This window comes from Pseudomonas sp. xss_2, assembly GCF_043104195.1.
GTDB lineage: Bacteria > Pseudomonadota > Gammaproteobacteria > Pseudomonadales > Pseudomonadaceae > Aquipseudomonas > Aquipseudomonas urmiensis.
Window position 1 is genome coordinate 1 of the sequence record NZ_JBICKL010000043.1, and the last position, 21,665, is coordinate 21,665.

A 21,665-nucleotide genomic window follows, 5' to 3' on the forward strand; every position below is an offset into this window, starting at 1 on the left:
CGATGCGGTCGGCACTGACACTCCACCACCGCCTTGCAGAGAAGTAGCCCGATGAAAAAGACCGTCCTGGCCTTCAGCCGCATCACCCCGGCCATGGCCGAGCGCCTGCAGCACGACTTCAACGTGATCCTGCCCAACCCCAAGCTCGGCGACATCAATGCCCAGTTCAACGAAGCCCTGCCCGAGGCCCACGGCCTGATCGGCGTCGGCCGCAAGCTTGGCCGGGCGCAGCTCGAAGGCGCAGCCAAGCTGGAAGTCGTGTCGAGTGTGTCGGTCGGCTACGACAACTACGACCTGGACTACTTCAACGAGCGCGGCATCGCCCTGACCAACACCCCCGACGTGCTCACCGAAAGCACTGCCGACCTGGGGTTCTCGCTGATCATGGGCTGCGCCCGTCGCACCGCGGAGCTGGACGCCTGGACCAAGGCCGGCCAGTGGCAAGCCACTGTTGGCCCAGACCGCTTCGGCAGCGATGTGCACGGCAAGACGCTGGGCATCATCGGCCTGGGCAATATCGGCGCCGCCGTCGCCCGGCGTGGCCGCTTTGGTTTCAACATGTCGATCCTGTATGCCGGCAAAAGCCGCAAGCAGGCGCTGGAACAGGAGCTCGGCGCGCAGTACCGCAGCCTCGATCAGCTGTTGGCCGAGGCGGATTTCGTCTGCGTGGTAGTGCCGCTGTCTGATGCTACCCGCAAGCTGATCGGCGCTCGCGAACTGCAGCTGATGAAGCCCAGCGCGTTCCTGATCAACATCGCCCGTGGGCCGGTGGTAGATGAGGCCGCGCTGATCGAGGCGTTGCAGGCCGGCACCATTCGCGGCGCCGGACTGGATGTGTACGAGAAAGAACCGCTGGCCGATTCGCCGCTGTTCAAGCTGCCCAATGCCTTGACCCTGCCGCATATTGGCTCGGCCACTGCCGAGACCCGTGAAGCGATGGCCAACCGGGCGCTGGACAACCTGCGTGCGGCACTGCTCGGTGAGCGGCCTCGGGATCTGGTCAATCCGCAGGTGTGGAAGCACTGACAGGCCAGCCTCATCGCGGGATAAGCCCGCTCCCACGCCATTCTCGCAAGGCTAGGTTGGCGTGGGAGCGGGCTTGCCCCGCGATGAGGGCTAACCTGTCAGCGCACAACTACAGCCCCTTGCACTACTTTGACCTTCGGTTTACGAAACACCAACACGTTCCCCGCCATCACCGCCACCAGCCCCAACAGCGCTGGCGCCGTCCATTGATAACCCTCGGCAACCGCCGACACGTTCAGCGCCACCAACGGGAACAGCACCGTGCAATAGGCCGCGCGCTCCGGCCCCATGCGCCCGACCAGGGTCAGGTACGCGGTAAAGCCGATGACCGAGCCCGGGATCACCAGGTACAGCAACGAGCCGATATAGCGCGTGTTCCATTCCATGGCGAATGGCACCCCGTTGAGCAGGCAATACACCGCCAACATCGCCGCGCCGTAGACCATGCCCCAGGCGTTGGTGGTCATCGGCTTGAGCCCGGCTTTTTGCTGCATGCTCGAAAGCATGTTGCCGGCCGAGAAACACAGCGTGCCGAGCAGCGCCAGGCCCAGGCCGTAGAGGGTTTCGCGGCTGGCAGCGTGGCTGGACAGTTCCGGCCAGAACAATAACCCCAGCCCGAGCAAGCCCATCGCCCCACCGGCCAAAACATTGCTGGCGATCCGTTGGCCGAAGAACACCCGCGCATTGAGCGCATTCCACAGGGTCGCGGTGGAGAACACCACGGCGATCAGGCCGCTGGCGATCCATTGGCTGGCAGTCAGGAAGCACATGAAGTTGACGCAGAACAGGCACAGGCCCTGGGCCAGGCAGATCAAATGGCCGCGGCGGTTCATCGGTTGCAGGCGGCGGGTCAGCAGGAGGATGGCGAACAGGATCAGCCCAGCCAGGGCGAAGCGGTAGACGATCGAAACGGGGATGGCAACCACGCCCAGTTGTAGCTTGAGGGCAATCCAGGTGGTGCCCCAGATGAGCACGGTGAGCAGGTAGAGCGACAGGTTCATGGCTGGATCCTCAGGCAGGTATTGGTACCCATCGCGGGGCAAGCCCGCTCCCACGCAGATAGCCAGTGCTGGATAGGCAGCGTGGGAGCGGGCTTGCCCCGCGATGGGCATCACATGGAGCCAGTGTCGAGCCTCGGATGACCGGTGCGCTTGCACAAACTTGCGCTTTTCCATCGCCAGGCACTGCCAACCCCGCCATTGCGCAGTAGGATGGCACTCAGAGGAATCGCCCATGCCACCACTGACCCAGCTGCAAGTCTTCAACGCCATGCACGCCTCGCCCAACGCTCGCCTGGAACACAGCGCGCAACTGGGCGAGGGGCTGGCTGCTGCGTTATGGAGCAACCGCGACGATGCCCGTGACTACCAGGCGCCCAGCCATCACACCTTGTCCTGCTACATCGCCGACGGCACCGGCACGTTCCGCCGCCAGCGCCCGTCCGACAAAGGCGCGCCCGACAAGCTGTGCATCATGCCCGCCGGCCACGAGTCGAACTGGGTGGTCAACGGCGCCATTCGCCTGGCGCACCTGTACATCAGCGAGGAGCAGTTCGCCCTTGGCTGTATTCGCCTGCTCGATCGTGAGCCGCGCGAGATGCAGCTACAAGAAGCGACCTTCCTTGAAGATGCGCAGCAGGCCCGGCGTTTTCGCCAGCTGATCAGCTTGAACTGGGACGAGCCCGGCGAGCGCTTGCTGGCCAGCAGCCTGGCCCACGATATCGTCGACCACGCGGTGCTCAGCCAGGCCGGTCTACGCCAAGGCCTGCGCCTGAAGGGCGGCCTGGCACCGAGCCTGCGCCGGCAACTGGTCGAGTACATCGAAGCGCACCTAGATCAACCGATCACCCTGGCGGACCTGGCGCTGCGCTGCAACCTTTCCGAATACCACTTCGCCCGGATGTTTCGCGCAAGCTTCGGCCTGCCGCCGCACCAATACCTGCTGGCGCGGCGTCTGCAGCGGGCCTGCCAACTGTTGCGCCTGGGCGATCTGGCGCTGGTGCAGATCGCCCTGCTGTGTGGTTTTGCCAGCGCCAGCCACTTCAGCAATCGCTTTCGCCAGGCGCTCGGCGCGACCCCTGGCGAGTATCGTGCAGCGTTCGCCCATTAGAACTCGAAGGTGCTCGACAGGCTGACTTGACGTGCATCGCCGAGGGCGACGAAGTAACGGTTGACTGCCGAGGTGTAGTACACCTTGTCGAACAGGTTCTTCACGTTCAGTTGCAAGCGCACCTTGTGCTCATCCAATTGGGTTTCGTAACTGGCGAAAGCATCGGCGACGGTATAGGCCGGCAGGTCGAAATCGTTGCTCGCGTTGCCTGCGCGCTCGCCCACATAGCGAGCGCCCGCCCCCAGCCGCAGGCGGTCGCCACCGAACAGGCTGCCGTAGTCGTACACCGCCGACAGCGAGCCGCTGTGACGGGCGACGTTCTGCAGGCGCTTGCCCTTGAGTTCAGGGTCCTTGGTCACTTCGGCGTCGGTGAAGGCGTAGCTGCCGATCAGGCTCCAGCGCTCGCTGAGCTGGCCGGTCAGGTCCAGCTCCACCCCTCGTGAGCGCACTTGGCCTGCGTTGCTGTAGATGATCGTGCCGGGGTTGCTGTCGCCGTCGGCGACCAGCACGTTGCGCTTGGTGATATCGAACAAGGCCAGGTTGCCGGTGAGCTGGCCGGGGATGTCGAGCTTGGCGCCCAGCTCCCAGGATTTGCCTTCTTCCGGTGCAATACCGCCATCGAGCAGCAAGGTCTGGCCGCCGCCGATGCTCAGCGGAGCGATGCTCGAATTGGGCTTGAACGACTCGCTGTAGCTGCCATACAACGACAGTTGCTCATCGACCTTGTACACCACGCCCGCATTCGGCACCCAGGTCTGGCCACTGTTGTCAGTGTTGGCCTTGAACGGGCGGCCGCGTCCGGCGTATTGGTCGTACTGCTGAAAGCGCCCGCCGGCCACCAGGATCCAATGCTCATCCAGGTGCAGCGCATCCTGGATAAACAGTGAGTCCGTGCGCAGCTTGTCGGTCTGGTCGCTGTCGCTGGCACGCACGTTGCTGCCTTCCTGTTGCTGGCCGTAGAGCGGATTCTCATAGCTGAAGGTCGCGCTTGGGGTCTGGCGGATGAGGTCGCCACGAAACACCTTGCGGTCCTCGTGATCGACGCCCACCAGCAGATCATGGCGCATGCCCGCCACCACCACGTTGCCGTTCAGGCTGAAGGTGGCGAACTGATCGCGACTCATGGCGTTGTGGGTGCCGTCGATGCTGCGCGTCAGCGTGCCCTTGGCTTCATTGACGGCGGTGACTCGAACTTGGCTGGCATCGTAGGTTTCGCGGTTGAAGCTGTAGCCAAAGTGCGCTTTCCAGTCATCGCTGAGCTGATGATCGACCTCCAGGCGGTACAGGTCCGAGCGGCCTTCCATGTCGTTGAAGGGCTCGTCCAGACGGCGCGTGGCGGGGATGTTCAGCGGATGCCCGTCGCTGCCAAAGGCGGTGCCACGGTCGAACGGATAGAGAAACTCGCGGTGCTCGTAAGCCAGCACCACTTGCGTGTCCTCGCCCAGCCAGGCCAGCGACGGCGCCACCAGGGATTCGCGGTGCACGCCGTAGTTGCGCCAGTAGTCTTCGTCTTCATGATCGACGATCAAGCGATAGGCCAGTGGGCTGTCGCCCAACGCGCCGGTGCTGTCCAGGCCACCGCCACCGCCGTTCTTGCCGCTGCCGTAGGTCGAGCCGCGCAGGGTCAAGGCGTTGTACTGCTCAAGTTGCGGGCGCTTGCTGACCACGTTGATCACCCCGCCCGGGTCCTGGATGCCATACAGCAACGATGCCGGCCCCTTGAGCACTTCGACCCGCTCGGTGCTGGCATTGAGGCTGCGGCCCTGCACCAGCGGCATGCCGTCGCGCATGATCGAACCGTCGCGGTTGTCACCAAAACCGCGCTTCATCACCGTGTCGGAAGTGCCGCCGAAGTTGTTGCCCTGGGTGATGCCGCTGACATTGGCCAGGGCGTCGTCGAGGTTGCGCGGGGCCTGGTCGCGGATGACCTGGGCCGGGACCACGTTGATCGCCTGGGGAATGTCCTGGATCGGCCCCTGGCCACGCATGATCGAGGCGCTGGCCGGCGGCTGGTAGCTGTAGTCGTCCATCTGCGAATTGACGTTGGTGGCCTCAAGGTTCAGCGCGCCGGCGCTGTCGGCCAATTCCAGGGTCAGGGTACGTGCGTCGAGCCGGCGCCAGCTTAGGCCAGCATTGCCGAGCAACTGCTGCAAGGCTTGCTCGGCACTGAGCGAGCCGTTCAGCGCTGGCGCTTGCAGGTCGGCCAGTTCGAGGGTGTAGACCACACTCTGGCCGGTGGTGCGGCTGAACGCGTTGAGGGCTGCGGCCAGCGGCTGGCTGGGCTGGGCAAAGGCATACAGCTGGGTCTGCTGGGCAGCGCTGGCAACCGGCACCACGCCGACGGCGGACAGGGTGCCAAGACCGAGCCAGAGAGACACGCAACGCGGGGAGAACTTCATGGACGCTGACCTGTGAGAGGGTGATTACTTGCGAATGAATCGCACTTCCACTCACTACACGGATGCCACGTCCTGTTACCTCACCTGTGCTGTGAAAAAAGTTGAAAAATACATTGCCAGTGTCGGCGCTAACGCTACTTCAAAAGGGTCAACCGGCCTAACAAGGTGCTGCGCGAAAAGCCCATGACCTTGCCCAGCGAGTCCAACGCTAGCAGCGGTTCCTCGACCGGGAAACTTCCACTGACCTTACGCAGGCCTTGCTCGCCATCGAGCAGCACGATCCGCCCAGGGTAATAACGGCTGAGATCATCGATCACCTGCGCCAACGGCACCTGGTAATAATTCAACCAGCCCTGGCGCCAGGCCAGGCGGCTGTCACTGTCCACCGCCAACACCTGCCCGGCCACGCCATCGGCATAGGCCAGTTGTTGATTAGCGGTTAGCTCGCGAGGCTGCTGACCCTGCCCGGAGGTTACCGCGACCCGCCCGCTACGCACCGTGACCTGCGCCCCCGCGCCCTGCTCACGCACCTCGAACTGGGTGCCAAGCACCCGCACCTGGCCACCACCGGCATCCACCAGGAACGGCTGGCCGGTATGGGTCACCTCAAAGAACGCCGCACCGCGCAACAGCCGCACGCGCCGCTCGCCATGGGCAAAATCGATGGCTACTGCGCTGCCCGCATCCAGGGTCATGCGCGACTGGTCTGCCAGGGTGATCTGCTGCACCTGCCCAGCGCTGGTGTAGTCGGCCTGCACATCCTGCAACCAGAATTGCGGCTGCCAACCGCCCAGGGTGCCCAGTGCCAACACCAGGCACGCGGCAACCGCCAGGGCGCCAGCACGGCGTCGCCAGGGGTTGCGGGCTGGCGCCTGGCGGATGGCATCGAGGTAGTGCTGCAGGCTGTCCTGCTCCTCGCCAGCCAGTTTCGCTGCCGGCGCTTCACTCAGGCGCCACAGTGCCTGAGCCTGGGCATAGGCCTGGCGATGGGCGGGGTCGGCCAGCAGCCAACGCTTGAACGCAGCACTCTGTGCCTCGGCGGGATGCTGATTGATCCGGCTCAGCCAGCTCAGGGCCGCCTGGGCAGGGTCGGCGCAGATCGGGTCGGTACGGCTCATCAACGGGCGCTCCCTGGTCTGCGCACGGCGGATGCGGGCTCGGCAATACTCGCCTTGCACGCTTCGAGGGCGCGCATCATATGCTTTTCCACAGCGCTCTGGGACAGTTGCATGGCCTTGGCGATCTCGCCGTAAGTGCAACCGTGGATGCGGTTGAGCAGGAAAATCTGCCGGGTCCGTTCCGGCAGGGCGCGCAGCGCGGCCTCGATCCGTTGCAGGTCATGCTCGACTTGCAGCGCTTGCTCCATGGCTTGGCTGGGCGAGTCTTGATCCACTGCGGGCAGGCCTTCAACGATTCGCCCGCGGCTGCCTTCACTGCGCAGATGATCGATGGCCAGGTTGCCAGCACAGCGCAGCAGGTAGGTGTCCAGCGCCTCGACCTTGACCTCGGGGCGCCGCCAGAAACGCAGGAACAACTCCTGGACCAGATCAGCCGCGGTGGCACGACAGCCCACGCGGCGGCTGACCAACGCCTCCATGCGCGCACGTTGGGCGAGGAACACTTGCACGAAGCGCGCGCGGCCAGTGGCGCTGTCGGCTTCAGGCTTGCTGATGTCTAGCGGCTCGCTCAAGCGCTCACACGCCGATCACGGCCAGCAGTGGCCCAAGCACCACGCTTGCTGCGGCAAGGCCCAGCAGCAGGCGTGGCTGATAGGGCAAGCCGAACACCCACAGGGTCACGCCTGCCATCAGCACAGCGATCCACTCCACCAGACCCAACGCCCAACCGCGCAGTTGCACGGCAAGCACCAGCGACAGCGCCAACAGCAGCCAGCCGCCGATACGCAGCGCCCGCGCCTGGGCGCCGCGGGGCTTGCGCTTGAGCAGCTCGTTGAAGTGTTTTTCCATGCTCAGGCACAGGCCGGCAAACCCGGCATAACCGATCAAGGCAATGCTCAGCATCCGTTCACCTCGACCACTTCAGCGCTGGCCTTGGCCGTGCGCGGGGCGCGCTTGGCGACCGGCTTGGGCGCGCGCAGCATCTTGTTCGCCGCCCAGCCGAGGAACAGGCCGGTGCCTAGCGCAGTCAGGTCAAAGCCTGCCATGGCCCAATCACCGGCAGCGATCGACTGATCCAACCCCTGCCCAGTGGTCAGCGCATTGAGCAGGGGCAACAGGGCAAATGCCAGCGCGCCCAGCGCCAGTTGCTCGCCCCAGGCCTTACGCCCGGGTCGCAGCACGGCATGCACCAGCGACACTGCCCACGCCAGGAAGAAGGCGTTGACCTCCCAGTCGGCGCGGCCCTGCAGGGCAACCGGCAGCAGGCGGTTGGCCCAGAAGAAAGCCGCCACGCCCAGCAGCAGGCCGCTCATGCTGGCAATGTTCAACACTTCGACCAGGCGCAGTTCACCCGGCAGGCTGGCACTCTTGGCATGCTTGAGCTGGCGCTTGCCCAGCCACATCACCAGGCCGGTGCCAATCACCGCAGTGCCGGCGATACCAAAAGCAAAATACAGCCAGCGCAGCCAAGGGTCGGCAAAGTTACCCATGTGCAAACCGGCGAAACTGAAAGCGGTCATCATCGCCACGCTTTCCGGAGCGCCCTGGCGCAGCAGCTCGCCGCTGACGCCATCGAAGGTCCAGTTGGCGCTGCGTCTGTAGGCCACGTGATCGGCGGCGGCCTGGGTGAAGGTGACCCGGGCACTGCTGTCACCAGGGTTCTGAATCTGGATGTAGCCCATGCGCGCACCGGGGGCCAGGGTCTGGACCTTGGCATAAAGCTCGGGCAATGGCGCCATCGGCGCGGCGACGCCAGTCACTGCAGGTGGGTCGTCGCGGCCGAACAGATCGTTGAAATAACCGCCGCTATCGCCGTAGCTGGCAAGGATGCCGGCCGGCATCACCATGTACATGAAAAGCACCAGGCTGCTGTAGCTGATCATCAGGTGGAAGGGCAGCACCAACACACCGATCGCGTTGTGCCCATCCAGCCAGGAGCGCTGGCCCTTGCCCGGGCGGAAGGTGAAGAACTCCTTGAAGATCTTCTTGTGGGTGATGATCCCGGTCACCAGCCCAAGCAGCATGATGAAAGCGCACAAGGTCGATAGCCAGCGGCCCCACGGGTAGGGCATTTCGAGCTGGAAGTGGAAACGGTAGAAGAACTCGCCGCCGCGACTGTCACGGGCCTCGACCGGCTCGCCGCTGTGGGCGTCCAGCGCTTTGCTGGTGAAGCCGCGCCGGCCTTGGGCGTTGGGGTCGCGCCAGTTGACGCTCAATGCCGCCTCGCGCTCATTGGGCAGGCGGATGAACCAGCTGCTGGCGTTGCCGGCGTTGCTCTGCAGGTACTGCTGGGCCAAGCCCAGGCTTGCGACCGGGTCGAGCTGATGGCTGCGGATCTCAGGCTGGGTCCAGTGGCTGATCTCTTCCTTGAAGTACGACAGCGTGCCGGTCAGGAAGATGGCGAACAACAGCCAGCCGAAGATCAGGCCGGTCCAGGTGTGCAACCAGGCCATGGCCTGGCGGAAGCCCTCTTTCATGGGTTTTTCATCCAGTAGGCCAATCCATTGATCATCCCCAGCAGCAGGCTCGGCAGCAGCACGCCAAGCCAGGCGCGCCAAGCGCTGCGACAGGCAAAGCACCAGATGAAGGCCAGCAGGTAGAACACGAACGACGACAACAAGCCGGTCAGGGCCGCGTCCACTTGCGCCATCGGCGCCAGCAAGGCAATGCAGACACTGGTCATCGACGCCAGCAGGTAACCGCCCAGCAACGCGGCCAGGCTGCGTGAAGTCACGGCCAGTCGATAGCTCAGGGGCAGCCCGGCGGCTTTGCTTTTCATGACGCGGTCCGAGAAAACGGGGCTGCAATAATAATGATTTCAATTCTCATAAGCAAAGTTCAGTCGACACGTTTTGATGAAATCGGTCGCTCGGCAAGGATTGCCGTAGGTCGATCGCCTGAATACAATGCGAACAATTATTACTTCCAGTTGCGCAATCAGGCGCCGGAGTGTCGACGGTGTCCAGCGCCCTCTCTTCTACGGTCGAAGGCCTTTATCACGCCCACCACAGCTGGTTGACCGGCTGGCTGCGGCGGCGCCTGGGTTGTCCGCAAAACGCCGCGGACCTGGCCCATGACACCTACATCCGCCTGCTGCAGGCACGGGAAGTACCGCAGCTGGTAGAACCGCGGGCGTTTCTGACCACGGTGGCCAAGCGCGTGCTGTGCAACCACTTTCGCCGCCAGGAACTGGAGCGCGCCTACCTCGAGGCCTTGGCCCAGGTGCCCGAAGAGGTCGCGCCGTGCGAGGAGCAGAAGGCGATCATCTTCGAGACGTTGCTGGAGCTCGACCGCTTGCTCGACGGCCTGGCGCCCTTGGTCAAGCGGGCGTTCCTGCTGGCTCAGGTGGATGGCCTGGGCCAGGGCGAAATCGCACGGCAACTGGGCATTTCCCTGGCCACGGTCAAACGCTACCTGAACAAGGCGGCCATGCGCTGTTACTTCGCCCTGTGAACAGCACCTTCTGCGCGCAGGTGGCCGAGCAGGCCGTGCACTGGCTGATCGAGTCCCAGGACGAAACATTCGACGCTGCCCAGCAGCAGGCATTCGAGCGCTGGCTGGCCGCAGACAGCGAGCACCAGCGCGCCTGGAGCCATATTCAACAGGTCAACCAGCGCCTACGTGGCGTCGCCTCACCGGTGGTGCACGCCACCTTGCAGGCGCCGCCCTCCCCGGCCCGTCGCCGGGCACTCAAGGCGCTGCTGCTGGTGGGCATGGCCAGCGCCACCGGCTTCGGCCTGCAGCAGCACACAGCGCTGCCTGGGCTGATGGCCGATTACCGCAGTCCGGTGGGGCAGCGGCGGCGCATGACCCTCGGCGACGGCAGCGAGCTGCAGCTCAATACCCGCAGCGCCGCCGATGTGCGCTTCGACGGCCAACAACGGCTGGTGCGCCTGTTCGAAGGTGAACTGCAACTGCAAGTCGCCAAGGATCCACGGCCGTTGCTGCTGCGCAGTGCCGAAGGGGTGCTGCGCCTGGATCAGGGCCGGTTCAACGTGCGCCAGTTCAGTGGTTTTAGCCTGGTGTCGGTGTTCGACGGCAGCGCGAGCGCGGCTGGGCACGCCTTACTGGCGGGGCAGCAGGCCAGGTTCGCTGGCAGCGGGTGGCAGGCGATCGCCCCACTGCAGCGCAATGTTGGCGCCTGGGTCGACGGCATGCTGGTGGCCTCGCAGATGCGCCTGGCGGATTTTCTCGACGAGCTGGGGCGTTATCGACACGGCCAGTTGGGGTGCAGCGAGCAGGTCGCGGACCTGCGTATTTCCGGCTCGTACCCGTTGGATGACAGCGAGCGGATTCTGCAGATGCTGGAGGTGGCGCTGCCAGTGCGGGTGAGGCGCTTTACCCGGTACTGGGTGACGGTTGAATCCCGGACCGGTTAAAGAGTTTTGAAAAAATCGAAATAACCTGAGCCATTTAGCAACGCTCGCGTGACAGAGAAGGCAGACCCCCTTCTCAAGGACCACTCACATGCTGCTTCGCCCCAGCCCTCTCGTTCAGGCGCTCTTGCTCGCCACCACCCTCGGCCTCGCTGTGCCTGCCACCCAAGCGGCCGATGCCCGCGCCTACCACATCGTGGCCGGCTCGCTGGAAGATGCGCTCAACCAGTTTGGCCGCGAAAGCGGCGCACTGATCTCGTTCGGCTCGCAGTTGACCCAAGGCCTACAAAGCCCAGGGCTGGACGGTCAGTACGAGGTGAGCCAGGGCCTCGCTGCCTTGCTGCGCGGCAGCGGCCTGCAAGCCCGCCAGGAGGCCGACAATGCCTTCAGCCTGCAACCCATCGCCGCTCCTGCTGCAGGTGCGCCGGTGGAGTTGGGCGCCTCGACCGTGGTCGGCGACTGGCTGGCCGAAGCCCAGCAGGACAACGTTTTCGAGCACCCCGGCGCGCGTGACGTGATCCGCCGCGAAGCGTTCGAACGCAGCGGCGCCAGCAGCGCGCGCGAAGTGCTCAACCGCATCCCCGGGGTCAATGCCCCGGAAAACAACGGCACCGGCAGCCATGACCTGGCGCTGAACTTCGGCATCCGTGGCCTCAACCCACGCCTGGCCTCGCGCTCGACCGTGCTGATGGACGGCATCCCGGTGCCGTTCGCGCCCTATGGCCAGCCGCAGCTGTCGCTGGCCCCGCTGAGCCTGGGCAACATGGACGCGGTAGACGTGGTGCGCGGCGGCGGTGCGGTGCGCTACGGGCCGCAGAACGTCGGCGGCATCGTCAACTTCGTGACCCGCGCCATTCCTGAACAGGCGACCTTCAAGGCCGCCATGCAAAACCAGATCAGCCCCTCGTCCAGCCACGATGGCTTCAAGAACAGCGCCAACCTGCTGGTCGGTGGCACCAACGACAACGGCCTGGGCGGTGCATTGCTGTACTCCGGCACCCGTGGCGGCGACTGGCGCGAACACAGCGACACGCAGATCGACGACCTGATCCTCAAGGGCAAGCTGCAGCTCGACGAGGCCAACAGCCTGCACGCCATGGCCCAGTACTACGAGGGCGAGGCGCAAATGCCTGGCGGCCTGAGCAAGGCCGACTTCGATGCCGACCCGTATCAGTCAACCCGCTTGAAAGACAAGTTCTGGGGCCGTCGCACGCTGGTCAACGTCGGTTATGACTACAAACAGGATGACCGCCAGTTCAGCGTCAACAGCTTCTTCACCAAGACCCTGCGCAGCGGTTATCTGGACCAGGGCAGTTTCGTCTCGCTGTCGCCGCGCGAGTACTGGGTGCGTGGTATCGAAACGCGTTTCTCGCAAGGCCTGGCGCTGGGCGACAGCTGGCACGAACTGGGCGTTGGCTACCGCTACATCAACGAGGCCGGGCACGAACTGCGCTTCCGCGAGCCGGTCAATGGCGAGCTGCCCACCACCGCCAGTCGCAACGACCGCGACACCCGCGGCAGTACCGAAGCGCATGCCATCTACCTCGATGACCGCATCGACATCGGCCGCTGGACCATTACCCCGGGCGTGCGCTACGAGATGATCGACTCCGAGCAGAGCAACAAGCTCAACGGCCAGCGCTACCAGGGCAGCTACAACACCGCCCTGCCGGCGCTTAACGTGATGTACCACTTGACCGACAGCTGGAACCTCTACGCCAACACCGAAGGCTCGTTCGGCAGCGTGCAATACAGCCAGATGCCCAACCGAGTCAGCAGCGGTGAGGTGAAACCGGAGAAAGCGCGCACCTGGGAAGTGGGTAGCCGTTACGACAACGGCGATTTGCAGGCAGAAATCGGCGCGTTCCTGATCAACTTCGACAATCAGTATGAAAGCAACCAGACCAACGACTCGGTGATCGCCCGTGGCGAAACCCGTCACCAGGGCATCGAGACCAGCGTGCGTTATGCCCTGGATGGCTTGAGCCCTGCCCTGGCCGGCTTCGATGTGCATGCCAGCTACGCCTTCGTCGATGCCACTATCCGCGAAGATGGGCCGAACAAAGGTAACCAGGTGCCGTTCTCGTCCCGCCACAAGGGCACCCTGGGCGTGGGCTACACCGAAGGTCCGTGGCAGTTGGACCTGGACAGCAGCTTCCAGAGCAGCCAGTACGCCGACAACGCCAACACCGGCGAAGAGAGCGCTGATGGCAGCACCGGGCGGATTCCTGGCTACATGCTGGTCAGCACCCGCGCGGCCTACGATTTCGGCCCGCAGTTGTCCAACCTCAAGGTCGCGGTGGGGGTGAAGAACCTGTTCAATCGCGAGTACTACACCCGCTCGTTCGATGACAACAACAAGGGCAAGTACGTCGGCGAACCTCGGACTTTATACCTGCAAACATCGGTTGCGTTCTGACGGCCCTAGATGATTTCGAATTTATTGCAACAGGAAATTTTTCTTTCTCGGGGGGTTGAATTCGCCGCGCGGATGCCTGACCTTAGAGTCAAGAGGCGAAAAAATTCCACAGGCCTCAGTGGCCTAGGCACGTCTCTTTGCGAGCAAGCTGAATAAGGATTGAAGTCATGCAAATCCAGGTCAACAGCAGCAACCATATCGAAGGCAACATCCGGCTTAACGAGTGGGTCCGCAGTACGCTTGAAAGCACCCTCGAACGCTACGAGGACGACCTCACCCGCATCGAGGTCCACCTGCGCGACGAAAACGGCGCCAAGCCCGGACCGCATGACAAACGCTGCCAGATGGAGGCTCGCCCCAAAGGCCACCAACCGATTTCCGTGACCCACACCGCCACTTCGCTGGACCAGGCGGTCGATGGCGCCGCCAGCAAGCTGAACAACGCGCTGGAACACTTCTACGGCAAGCTGCGTAGTAAGCGCGTGATCCTTGAAGCGCATGACCCCGAGGAATGATCGAGGTTGCTTGAACACAAACGCCCGGTGCATTGCACCGGGCGTTTTGGTTTGTGCCTTGACCCGATCAGCGGCCCTGAACCAACCCGCCTGCACGTCGGTCAACCCCTGCATTGCCACTTACAGATGCGCGATCATGAACAATCCATTCGATCAAATCAGCGACGCCTTTGCCCAACGCTACCGTGTCAACCTGAGCATCGAACGCCTGGATGGCAGCATCATGCTGACCTTATCCGATGACAGCGGCATCGTCGCCAAGCGCCTGATCAGCCAAGCCCAGCGCAACGACCCCGTGCGCTTACAGCGGGTGATCGACAGCATCCGCCTGGGCCTTGCCATCGAACAGGGCGAGAACCCCCTTGAGGTGCTCGCAGCCCTCACCCGCGACCCACGCCAGCAGCATTTCAGCACCAGCCACATCGCCAACTGAGCGCTAGCGCCCTTCATCGACTTCCTTGCCGCTGGCATCCAGCACCCGGCTCGACGGATAGCGGTAGGAGGCATAGCGCACCACCAGGATCGCGAAGGCCAGCAGCAGGATGCCGCCGCACAGGTACAACAGGCCAACATCCGGCGCCTTGTGGTGCGACACATCGCCAATCAGCAAGCGGGTCAGCGCCGTGATCGCCACGTACAGCAAAAAGCGAATGGGCATGTGGTTGGTCTTGAAGTAGATCCCCACCATCGCCCCCAGCTCCAGGTAGATGAACAGCAGTAGGATGTCATCGACGCTGACCCCACCTTTGCTGAGCATGTCCAGGAAGGTCATCACAGCGGCCCAGGCCGTGATCCCGCCGATACCGAACAACGCCAGGTAGTGGAACGACTCGACGCACAGGTTGCCCAGCGAGTCGGCCGAGCCATGCAGGCCCTTGCGCAGTTTTTCTGCCCATTTGATGTTCACGATGTTCGATTCCCCGATACGAGCTGAAGGATGATGCGCCACGCCTGTGACGCTTGTGCCATGCAGTTAAAGGGCCAGGCCCTTGGCTTGGAAGGCGACCGATTGCCGCAAGGCACCTATGAGCTACGCTTTTCCCGGATATAAATGGCCACTATTGGGTTGCATTGAAGTGGCCAGAGCGATTACTGTATATCGATACAGTAATTGATCAATCCAACCAGCTAAAAGGCACAGAGGTGATGAATGGCCGTCGAAGTGGTGTACCGCAGCAGCCGCGACCCGGAGCGTTTGTTCATGGATAAAGCCGAAGCCGATCGTCACGACAAGATGCTCGAACTCGCCGAGCGCCTGGCTGAGGTGCTGCAAAAGGCGGTGCCTTCGTTGACTGAACAGCAGGTCGAGGAAGCCGGTATCTACATGGCCAAGAACCGCGATGTGTTTGCCCGGGCGTTCAAGAGCCAGCCGGATGCGTTGGCGGAGTTGCTTGAGGGTGGTGGCGAGGAATAAGTTTTTGGGGGCCTGTTCTGGCCTCTTCGCGGGCAAGCCCGCTCCCACAGGGATTGCGCTGTTCTCAGGTAAAGCGCTGTACCTGTGGGAGCGGGCTTGCCCGCGAAGGGGCCAGGACAGACAACATCAAACCCGGATCATCCGTAAAGCAACCGCTCCGCCAACATCTGCGCCACCCGCGCCGGTGAGCGTTTCTCCGCCTGAGCATGCGCGAACACTTCCGTCAGCCGCGTAGGAATGCGTGCCAGATGCGCAGTAATGGTGCCCAGGTCTTCGCCACGATGTCTCAGCGCCACATAGATCAAGCCACCGGCATTGATCACATAATCAGGCGCATACAGAATCCCGCGTTTTTCCAACTGGTCCGCCACCTGCAAGGTGGTCAACTGGTTGTTCGCCGCCCCCGCCACCGCTGCGCAACGCAGCTGCATCACGCTTTGGCCATTGAGTACCGGGCCAACACCACAAGGCGCGAAAATATCGCAGGGCGTGCTGATCAAGGCGTCATTGATCACCGGATGGGCATTGAACTGCTCCACCGCCAGGCGCACTTTGCCAGGGTCCAAGTCACTGACCAGTAATTCCGCACCCGCCGCATGCAGCTGCTCAGCCAATGCATAACCGACATTGCCCAACCCTTGTACCGCAACCCGCAAACCTTCGAGATTATCGCTACCTAGACGCGCCATCGAAGTCGCGCGAATCCCGGCAAATACGCCCATGGCAGCATGCGGTGAAGGATCTCCGGAGGCAGTGGTGCTGGTGACATGCGGGGTGGTTTGGGCAATGCAGTCCATGTCCAGGGTCGAGGTACCACTGTCGACGGCGGTAATGAAACGCCCTTGCAAGCTGTCGACAAATCGCCCGAATGCCTCGAACAGCGCCGCGCGGTTTTCCACATGCGGGTTACGCACGATGACTGCTTTACCGCCGCCCACCGGTAGCCCCGCCAACGCCGCTTTGTAGCTCATGCCTTGGGCCAGGCGAATAGCGTCGGTCATGGCGCTTTCGTCATCGGCGTACGGCAAGTAGCGGCAGCCGCCCAAAGCCGGGCCCAGCTGCTCGCTGTGGATGACCACCACCGCCTTGAGGCCGGTAGGTGGGTCAATGAACAGGTGCAGAGACTGAGTGCGGGTGCTTTGCATGAGCGCGAACATCAACGGGCTCCCCGAAGAGGTGCTCCACACAGTATAGGCAGCCCACAAGCCCATGTATCGCAGCCGGACCACTGGACGAAACCGCGCGCCAGAGCTAATAGTTAAGCGTGTTGGGAGATTTTCATGAAGCCACGTCAAGCCTGCCTGGCCTGCCTGGAACGCGAGCCGGTCGCCCTGCTGGAAGCCTCGTTATGGATTGCCGCCGAGCACGACCGCAGCGTCGAGCCCGCGGACAGCCTTGCCCGGCTCAATGACCTGCAACGGGAGATCAATGCCAGTCTGCCGATGCTGCCAGTCAGCGAACTGGCGCAACCGCTGCTGCGCCAGCTCACTGCATTGGGCTTTGCCCAGGACGAATACCACCCGCTGCGACCGCATGCGGCATTAATGGACAAGGTCTTGCTGCGCCGTCGTGGCCAACCGCTGGTGCTGGCGATTCTGGCGCTGGAGCTGGCCAGGCGTTTGTCGATCCCACTGGAAGGTGTGAACTTTCCCGGTCATTTCCTGCTGCGAGTACCCGGCGCCGACCACTTGCTCGACCCGTGTGGCGGACGCCGTCTGTATCCGGCTGAATGCCGCCAGCTGCTGGCCCGCCAGTTCGGCCCGCAAGTCGCGCTGAGCGCCGACCACATGCAAGTGGCCAGCCCTAGGCAGATGCTGCAACGGCTGTCGCGCAACCTGCGCCAGTTGCACATCAGCAACGACAACGACCTGGCGGCACTGATCGATGCCGAGCGGGTGATGCAGTTGGGGCCGGTGCTGGTCAGCGACTACCTGGCGCGGGCAACGCTGTATCAGCGCCTAGATTGCCCGCAGGCCGAACGCTTCGACCTGGAGCATGCCCTACTGCTGACCGACGACCCCGTGCAGCGGGTGAAACTGAGCGAGCGGCTGGGCCATCTACCCGCCAGCAACCAGTCGATTCACTGAGCCGGGGTGTCTGGCTGCTGGGCGGGATGCGCCTGGACGAAGGCCGGATGCTGCTGGGCCAGCGCCGCTACCCGGCGGATTCGTGGGTACGCAGTGAGCTCGACATTGAACCGTTCGGCCGCGTACAGCTGCGGGATCAGGTAGAGATCGGCCAACCCCGGCGTCTCGCCGAAGCAGAAGCCGTTATCACCGATCAACTGCTCCACAGCCGCCAAACCCTGGCCAATCCAGTGGCCAATCCACTGATTGACCTGCCCTTCATCATGGCCCAACTGACGCAGCTGGTTGAGCACACTGACGTTGTGCAGCGGGTGAATATCGCAGCCAATCAACGCCGCCACCCCGCGCACCTTGGCCCGTGCCTCAGGCGCAGCGGGCAACAGCGCCGGCTGCGGATAGACCTCTTCCAGGTACTCGATGATCGCTGGTGACTGCACCAGCACCTCCCCCCTGTCAGTCCGTAGCGCAGGCACTCGCCCTTGAGGGTTCACCGCCAGATAATCATCCGCGCGGTGCTCGCCCTTGAGCAGGTTGACTGGCAGGGCCTGGTAATCCAGACCCTTTAGCGCCAGGGCGATGCGCACCCGGTAGGAGGAGGTGGAACGGAAATAAGTGAACAGCTCCATCACCCTACCCTCTTAGTTGGCCGCGATGACCTTGCCGCGGCATTCGCCGAAGCCGATGCTGGCCACGCCATCCTTGCTGCAGCGCGCACGCAGGATGATCTCGTCACCATCTTCGAGGAACTTGCGCACCTCGCCGCTGGCCAATTCGATCGGCTGCTTGCCGCCTTCGGTGATCTCCAGCAGGCTGCCGAACGAGCCTGGCTGGGCTCCAGACAGGGTGCCCGAACCGAACAGGTCGCCCGGCTGCAACTGGCAACCGTTGACGCTGTGGTGCGCGACCATCTGCGCCACGGTCCAGTACATGCTGCGGGTGTTGCTCAGGGTCAGGCGATGCGCCGGCAAGCCTTGCTCGCGCATGCGCTCGGTGATCAGCAGCACTTCCAGTTCGATGTCGAAGGCGCCATTGGCCTGGTCGCGTTTATCCGAGAGGTACGACAGCGGCTGTGGATCGCCTTCAGGGCGTGCCGGCTGGGCGCAGCGGAACGGCTCCAGGGCTTCTGCGGTAATCACCCAAGGCGACAGGCTGGTGATGAAGCTCTTGGACAGAAATGGCCCCAGCGGCTGGTATTCCCAGGCCTGGATATCGCGCGCCGACCAGTCGTTGAGCAGGCAGTAGCCCGCCACGTGCTCGGCGGCATCGCCGATGGCGATCGACTCACCCATCGGGTTGCCCTGGCCGATCCAGATGCCCAGTTCCAGCTCGTAGTCCAGGCGTGCACAAGGGCCGAAAACGGGCTCAGTCTGGCCGGCTGGCAGGGTCTGGCCCTTGGGCCGACGCACCTCGGTGCCGGAGGGGCGCAGGGTCGAGGCGCGGCCGTGATAACCGATGGGGACGTACTTGTAGTTAGGCAGCAGCGGGTTGTCGGGGCGGAACAGCTTGCCAACGTTCTTGGCGTGTTCGATACCGACGTAGAAATCGGTGTAGTCGCCGACCTTGGCCGGCAGGTGCAGTTGGCACTCGCTGGCTGGATACAGCGCCGACGTGAGCGCAGCCTGGTGCTCGCTGTGCTCACCGAGCAGCGCCAGCAGGCGTTCACGCAAGGCCACCCGAGCGCTGCGGCCGAGCGCGAAATAGGCGTTCAGCGCACCACCCTGGGTTGCCTGTGCAGCTGCTTTGGCCTGACCCTCGAACAGTCCGGCAGCGAGCACCGCGTCCAGGTCGAGGATCGCATCACCAATGGCCACGCCGCAGCGCAAGGCTTCACCCGGGCGGCTGAAGATGCCCAGCGGCAGGTTTTGCAGAGGGAAATCGCGATGGCCGTTGGCGTGCTCGACCCAGCTACGGGCGATGGCGGTCTGGTTCATGGGTTATCTCCGGTTCGGGTTGAAGGTGCTCGGCAAGGTGGCCCAGCAACTATCGTAGTCGGCCTGCAATTGCGGGCATTCAAGGGCTTGCTGGCTCGGACGCAGTACTTGGCTGGTCTCGAACATGAAGGCCATGGTGTTGTCGATTTTCTGCGGGGCAAGCTCGGCGCTGATGGCTTTGCTGCAGGTCTCGGCGTCCGGGCCGTGGGCGCTCATCACCCCATGCAGCGAAGCGCCGCCGGGCAGGAAGCCTTCGGCCTTGGCATCGTAGGCACCCTGGATCAGGCCCATGAACTCGTTCATCAGGTTGCGGTGGAACCAAGGTGGACGGAAGGTATTCTCGGCCACCATCCAGCGCGGTGGGAAAATCACGAAGTCCATGTTGGCCAGACCGTGAACGCTGGTCGGCGAGGTCAATACCGTGAAGATCGAAGGGTCTGGGTGATCGAAGCTGACCGTGCCGATGGTGTTGAAACGGCGCAGGTCGTACTTGTACGGCACGTTGCTGCCATGCCAGGCGACCACGTCCAGCGGCGAGTGCTGTAGCTCGCAGGCCCAATGTTCGCCGAGGAACTTCTGCACCAATTGCACCGGGCCGCTGGTCTCTTCGTAGTATGCCACCGGGGTGAGGAAGTCACGCGGGTTGGCCAGGCCGTTGCTGCCAATCGGGCCGAGGTCGGGCAGGCGTAGCGGGGCGCCGTGGTTCTCGGCGATGTAGCCACGCGCTTGGCCATCGAGCAGTTCGACGCGAAACTTCATGCCTCGCGGGATTACCGCGATTTCCAGCGGTTCGATTTCCATCACGCCCAATTCAGTGGCGATACGCAGGCGGCCCTGCTCCGGCACCAGCAGCAGCTCGCCATCGGCGTTGAAGAACACCCGCTCCATCGAACGGTTGGCGCGGTAGATGTAGATGCTCACGCCCGCGGGTTTATCGGTCGCCGAGTTGGCCACCATCGGCAGCCAGCCCTCGATGAAATCGGTCGGCTCGCCGGGAATCGGCTGCGGGTTCCAGCGCAGGCGGTTAGGCGTAACCGCTCCAAGTGAGCCTGCCAGGGGCTGGCGTTCCAGGCGCTCGAAGCGCGGGTGCAGCGCCGATGGACGAATGCGGTACAGCCAGGTGCGGCGCAGCTCGCTGCGGGTCATGGTGAACGCGGTGCCCGACAACAGCTCGGCGTACAGGCCATAGGGTGCTTTCTGCGGCGAGTTCTGCCCGACCGGCAGAGCGCCAGGCAGCGCCTCGCTGGCGAATTCGTTGCCGAAGCCGCTCAGGTAGTCGATTGCGGGGGACGTGTCACGAGTCATCGATGCCTCCGGGCTCCAAGCGAGCCATGCTGGCAGCTGCTGCCAGCTCAATTGCCCATGCGGCAAGCACCGGTAGCGCGTCTGCATTGTTTTTATCGTAATCAGATTACGAATAACGTAATTTGATTGGATCAATGCGTCAAGCTATAAAGACGCCCTCAGTCTTCCCCGGATGCCCAGCCCCATGACCACCGCCCGCAACCCTGCCGACACCGGCAAGCAGAAGGTCCGCTCGGCGGAAGTCGGTACCGACATTCTCAAGGCGCTCGCCGAACTGTCGCCCTCGACCTCGCTGTCGCGCCTGGCCGAACACGTGCAGATGCCTGCCAGCAAGGTCCATCGCTACTTGCAGGCGCTGATCTCCAGCGGCTTTGCCGAGCAGGACCCAAGCACCAACCACTATGGGCTGGGACGTGAAGCACTGCGCGTGGGGATGGCGGCGCTGGGCAGCATCGATGTGCTCAAGGTGGCCGCACTGCCGCTGTCGCAATTGCGCGACGAGCTCAATGAGAGCTGCTTCATCGCGGTGTGGGGTAATCAGGGGGCGACGGTGGTCAGTATCGAGCCGGCGGTGCGTGCGGTAACGGTGGTGACCCAGATCGGCTCGGTGCTGCCGCTGCTCAGTTCATCGACCGGGCTGGTATTCGCCGCTCATCTACCGGCGCGCGAGACGCAAGATTTGCTGGAGCGGGAACTGGCGGTGCTCAAGCAGAGCGCCGGTGATTATGAACCCCTGCTGGAGGGGATACGCGAGCGTGGCCTGCATCATGTGCACGGCTTGCTGATGCCGGGGGTCGATGCCCTGTCAGCGCCGGTGTTCAACGCCATGGGCCAGATCGCTGCGGTGATGACGGTGGTCGGCCCGACTTCGATCTTCCACGCCGATGAGCAGGGCCCTGCGGCGCAGCGCCTGCTGGCTGCCGTGGAGGCAGTCAGCAGGCGGATGGGTTATCAGCGCTAGGCGGA

Annotated in this window: 22 protein-coding genes; 10 read left to right on the top strand and 12 right to left on the bottom strand. The window is 63.6% G+C overall.

Annotated elements, in window-relative coordinates; all coding sequences use genetic code 11:
• Positions 1-51 precede the first annotated feature (51 nt).
• Positions 52-1,026, top strand: a complete 975-nt coding sequence (locus ACF8K2_RS06780) for a 2-hydroxyacid dehydrogenase (protein WP_392464030.1) — start codon at positions 52-54, stop codon at positions 1,024-1,026.
• Positions 1,027-1,124: 98 nt separating this feature from the next.
• Here the strand turns inward: ACF8K2_RS06780 and ACF8K2_RS06785 are convergent, their stop codons facing one another.
• Positions 1,125-2,027, bottom strand: coding sequence for a DMT family transporter (locus ACF8K2_RS06785; protein ID WP_186553796.1), 903 nt, complete (start codon positions 2,025-2,027; stop codon positions 1,125-1,127).
• Between the two features lie 232 nt (positions 2,028-2,259).
• Between ACF8K2_RS06785 and ACF8K2_RS06790 the strand changes: the two genes are divergently transcribed.
• Entirely contained in the window at positions 2,260-3,135 is an 876-nt protein-coding gene (locus tag ACF8K2_RS06790) for a helix-turn-helix domain-containing protein (RefSeq protein ID WP_186553795.1), read from the top strand.
• Here ACF8K2_RS06790 and ACF8K2_RS06795 read toward each other — a convergent pair.
• The 6 genes from ACF8K2_RS06795 to ACF8K2_RS06820 all read right to left on the bottom strand — a co-directional run bounded on the left by ACF8K2_RS06795 (position 3,132) and on the right by ACF8K2_RS06820 (position 9,431).
• Positions 3,132-5,534, bottom strand: a complete 2,403-nt coding sequence (locus ACF8K2_RS06795; RefSeq protein ID WP_392464031.1) for a TonB-dependent siderophore receptor — start codon at positions 5,532-5,534, stop codon at positions 3,132-3,134. The genes ACF8K2_RS06790 and ACF8K2_RS06795 overlap by 4 nt on opposite strands.
• A 134-nt stretch (positions 5,535-5,668) precedes the next feature.
• Positions 5,669-6,652 (bottom strand): FecR family protein, encoded by a 984-nt coding sequence (locus tag ACF8K2_RS06800; RefSeq protein WP_392464033.1) that lies wholly within the window; start codon positions 6,650-6,652, stop codon positions 5,669-5,671.
• Positions 6,652-7,224: an RNA polymerase sigma factor gene (locus ACF8K2_RS06805; RefSeq protein ID WP_392464034.1), complete on the bottom strand. Its 573-nt coding sequence runs from the start codon at positions 7,222-7,224 to the stop codon at positions 6,652-6,654. The genes ACF8K2_RS06800 and ACF8K2_RS06805 overlap by 1 nt, the downstream gene beginning before the upstream one ends.
• Before the next feature lie 4 nt (positions 7,225-7,228).
• Entirely contained in the window at positions 7,229-7,555 is a 327-nt protein-coding gene (locus tag ACF8K2_RS06810; protein WP_392464035.1) for a DUF3325 domain-containing protein, read from the bottom strand.
• Positions 7,549-9,129 (bottom strand): PepSY-associated TM helix domain-containing protein, encoded by a 1,581-nt coding sequence (locus ACF8K2_RS06815; protein WP_392464036.1) that lies wholly within the window; start codon positions 9,127-9,129, stop codon positions 7,549-7,551. The genes ACF8K2_RS06810 and ACF8K2_RS06815 overlap by 7 nt, the downstream gene beginning before the upstream one ends.
• Positions 9,126-9,431: a DUF3649 domain-containing protein gene (locus tag ACF8K2_RS06820; RefSeq protein WP_392464038.1), complete on the bottom strand. Its 306-nt coding sequence runs from the start codon at positions 9,429-9,431 to the stop codon at positions 9,126-9,128. The genes ACF8K2_RS06815 and ACF8K2_RS06820 overlap by 4 nt, the downstream gene beginning before the upstream one ends.
• 179 nt (positions 9,432-9,610) lie before the next feature.
• On the opposite strand from ACF8K2_RS06820, the gene ACF8K2_RS06825 reads away from it, so the two are divergent.
• The 5 genes from ACF8K2_RS06825 to ACF8K2_RS06845 all read left to right on the top strand — a co-directional run bounded on the left by ACF8K2_RS06825 (position 9,611) and on the right by ACF8K2_RS06845 (position 14,395).
• Complete coding sequence (locus ACF8K2_RS06825; protein ID WP_392464039.1) at positions 9,611-10,105, top strand: sigma-70 family RNA polymerase sigma factor; 495 nt, start codon at positions 9,611-9,613, stop codon at positions 10,103-10,105.
• Entirely contained in the window at positions 10,102-11,031 is a 930-nt protein-coding gene (locus ACF8K2_RS06830) for a FecR domain-containing protein (protein WP_392464040.1), read from the top strand. The genes ACF8K2_RS06825 and ACF8K2_RS06830 overlap by 4 nt, the downstream gene beginning before the upstream one ends.
• A gap of 88 nt (positions 11,032-11,119) precedes the next feature.
• Positions 11,120-13,447: a TonB-dependent Fe(3+) dicitrate receptor FecA gene (fecA, locus tag ACF8K2_RS06835; protein ID WP_392464041.1), complete on the top strand. Its 2,328-nt coding sequence runs from the start codon at positions 11,120-11,122 to the stop codon at positions 13,445-13,447.
• A gap of 167 nt (positions 13,448-13,614) precedes the next feature.
• Complete coding sequence (locus ACF8K2_RS06840; protein WP_186553785.1) at positions 13,615-13,962, top strand: HPF/RaiA family ribosome-associated protein; 348 nt, start codon at positions 13,615-13,617, stop codon at positions 13,960-13,962.
• Between the two features lie 136 nt (positions 13,963-14,098).
• A complete protein-coding gene (locus ACF8K2_RS06845; protein ID WP_392464042.1) occupies positions 14,099-14,395 on the top strand; it encodes a DUF3509 domain-containing protein in 297 nt (98 codons plus the stop codon).
• Positions 14,396-14,398: 3 nt separating this feature from the next.
• Here the strand turns inward: ACF8K2_RS06845 and ACF8K2_RS06850 are convergent, their stop codons facing one another.
• Positions 14,399-14,869 (bottom strand): phosphate-starvation-inducible protein PsiE, encoded by a 471-nt coding sequence (locus ACF8K2_RS06850; protein ID WP_186553783.1) that lies wholly within the window; start codon positions 14,867-14,869, stop codon positions 14,399-14,401.
• A 243-nt stretch (positions 14,870-15,112) separates the two neighbouring features.
• Here ACF8K2_RS06850 and ACF8K2_RS06855 point away from each other — a divergent pair, with 243 nt between their 5' ends.
• Positions 15,113-15,376 (top strand): YebG family protein, encoded by a 264-nt coding sequence (locus tag ACF8K2_RS06855; protein ID WP_264236419.1) that lies wholly within the window; start codon positions 15,113-15,115, stop codon positions 15,374-15,376.
• 137 nt (positions 15,377-15,513) lie between these two features.
• On the opposite strand, the gene ACF8K2_RS06860 is transcribed toward ACF8K2_RS06855, so the two are convergent.
• On the bottom strand, positions 15,514-16,533 hold the full coding sequence (locus ACF8K2_RS06860; protein WP_186553750.1) for a Glu/Leu/Phe/Val dehydrogenase: 1,020 nt from the start codon (positions 16,531-16,533) through the stop codon (positions 15,514-15,516).
• 123 nt (positions 16,534-16,656) lie between these two features.
• On the opposite strand from ACF8K2_RS06860, the gene ACF8K2_RS06865 reads away from it, so the two are divergent.
• Positions 16,657-17,463, top strand: coding sequence for a SirB1 family protein (locus ACF8K2_RS06865; RefSeq protein WP_186553749.1), 807 nt, complete (start codon positions 16,657-16,659; stop codon positions 17,461-17,463).
• On the opposite strand, the gene maiA is transcribed toward ACF8K2_RS06865, so the two are convergent.
• Genes maiA through hmgA form a run of 3 tightly spaced genes read right to left on the bottom strand, consistent with a single transcriptional unit; the run spans position 17,457 to position 20,699 of the window.
• Positions 17,457-18,089: a maleylacetoacetate isomerase gene (gene maiA / locus ACF8K2_RS06870; RefSeq protein ID WP_392464043.1), complete on the bottom strand. Its 633-nt coding sequence runs from the start codon at positions 18,087-18,089 to the stop codon at positions 17,457-17,459. The two genes, ACF8K2_RS06865 and maiA, sit on opposite strands and share 7 nt — an antisense overlap.
• A gap of 12 nt (positions 18,090-18,101) precedes the next feature.
• Positions 18,102-19,394: a fumarylacetoacetase gene (gene fahA / locus ACF8K2_RS06875; RefSeq protein WP_392464045.1), complete on the bottom strand. Its 1,293-nt coding sequence runs from the start codon at positions 19,392-19,394 to the stop codon at positions 18,102-18,104.
• Positions 19,395-19,397: 3 nt separating this feature from the next.
• A complete protein-coding gene (gene hmgA, locus ACF8K2_RS06880; RefSeq protein ID WP_392464046.1) occupies positions 19,398-20,699 on the bottom strand; it encodes a homogentisate 1,2-dioxygenase in 1,302 nt (433 codons plus the stop codon).
• A 184-nt stretch (positions 20,700-20,883) separates the two neighbouring features.
• Here hmgA and ACF8K2_RS06885 point away from each other — a divergent pair, with 184 nt between their 5' ends.
• Entirely contained in the window at positions 20,884-21,660 is a 777-nt protein-coding gene (locus tag ACF8K2_RS06885) for an IclR family transcriptional regulator (protein WP_392464047.1), read from the top strand.
• Positions 21,661-21,665 lie beyond the last annotated feature (5 nt).

What these genes read in the sequence shown, in the direction of transcription:
- ACF8K2_RS06780 (WP_392464030.1), top strand. Translation starts at nt 52, where the DNA reads ATGAAAAAGACCGTCCTGGCCTTCAGCCGCATCACCCCGGCCATGGCC.
- ACF8K2_RS06785 (WP_186553796.1), bottom strand. Translation starts at nt 2,027, where the DNA reads ATGAACCTGTCGCTCTACCTGCTCACCGTGCTCATCTGGGGCACCACC.
- ACF8K2_RS06790 (WP_186553795.1), top strand. Translation starts at nt 2,260, where the DNA reads ATGCCACCACTGACCCAGCTGCAAGTCTTCAACGCCATGCACGCCTCG.
- ACF8K2_RS06795 (WP_392464031.1), bottom strand. Translation starts at nt 5,534, where the DNA reads ATGAAGTTCTCCCCGCGTTGCGTGTCTCTCTGGCTCGGTCTTGGCACC.
- ACF8K2_RS06800 (WP_392464033.1), bottom strand. Translation starts at nt 6,652, where the DNA reads ATGAGCCGTACCGACCCGATCTGCGCCGACCCTGCCCAGGCGGCCCTG.
- ACF8K2_RS06810 (WP_392464035.1), bottom strand. Translation starts at nt 7,555, where the DNA reads ATGCTGAGCATTGCCTTGATCGGTTATGCCGGGTTTGCCGGCCTGTGC.
- ACF8K2_RS06815 (WP_392464036.1), bottom strand. Translation starts at nt 9,129, where the DNA reads ATGAAAGAGGGCTTCCGCCAGGCCATGGCCTGGTTGCACACCTGGACC.
- ACF8K2_RS06820 (WP_392464038.1), bottom strand. Translation starts at nt 9,431, where the DNA reads ATGAAAAGCAAAGCCGCCGGGCTGCCCCTGAGCTATCGACTGGCCGTG.
- fecA (WP_392464041.1), top strand. Translation starts at nt 11,120, where the DNA reads ATGCTGCTTCGCCCCAGCCCTCTCGTTCAGGCGCTCTTGCTCGCCACC.
- ACF8K2_RS06840 (WP_186553785.1), top strand. Translation starts at nt 13,615, where the DNA reads ATGCAAATCCAGGTCAACAGCAGCAACCATATCGAAGGCAACATCCGG.
- ACF8K2_RS06845 (WP_392464042.1), top strand. Translation starts at nt 14,099, where the DNA reads ATGAACAATCCATTCGATCAAATCAGCGACGCCTTTGCCCAACGCTAC.
- ACF8K2_RS06855 (WP_264236419.1), top strand. Translation starts at nt 15,113, where the DNA reads ATGGCCGTCGAAGTGGTGTACCGCAGCAGCCGCGACCCGGAGCGTTTG.
- ACF8K2_RS06860 (WP_186553750.1), bottom strand. Translation starts at nt 16,533, where the DNA reads ATGTTCGCGCTCATGCAAAGCACCCGCACTCAGTCTCTGCACCTGTTC.
- ACF8K2_RS06865 (WP_186553749.1), top strand. Translation starts at nt 16,657, where the DNA reads ATGAAGCCACGTCAAGCCTGCCTGGCCTGCCTGGAACGCGAGCCGGTC.
- maiA (WP_392464043.1), bottom strand. Translation starts at nt 18,089, where the DNA reads ATGGAGCTGTTCACTTATTTCCGTTCCACCTCCTCCTACCGGGTGCGC.
- fahA (WP_392464045.1), bottom strand. Translation starts at nt 19,394, where the DNA reads ATGAACCAGACCGCCATCGCCCGTAGCTGGGTCGAGCACGCCAACGGC.
- hmgA (WP_392464046.1), bottom strand. Translation starts at nt 20,699, where the DNA reads ATGACTCGTGACACGTCCCCCGCAATCGACTACCTGAGCGGCTTCGGC.
- ACF8K2_RS06885 (WP_392464047.1), top strand. Translation starts at nt 20,884, where the DNA reads ATGACCACCGCCCGCAACCCTGCCGACACCGGCAAGCAGAAGGTCCGC.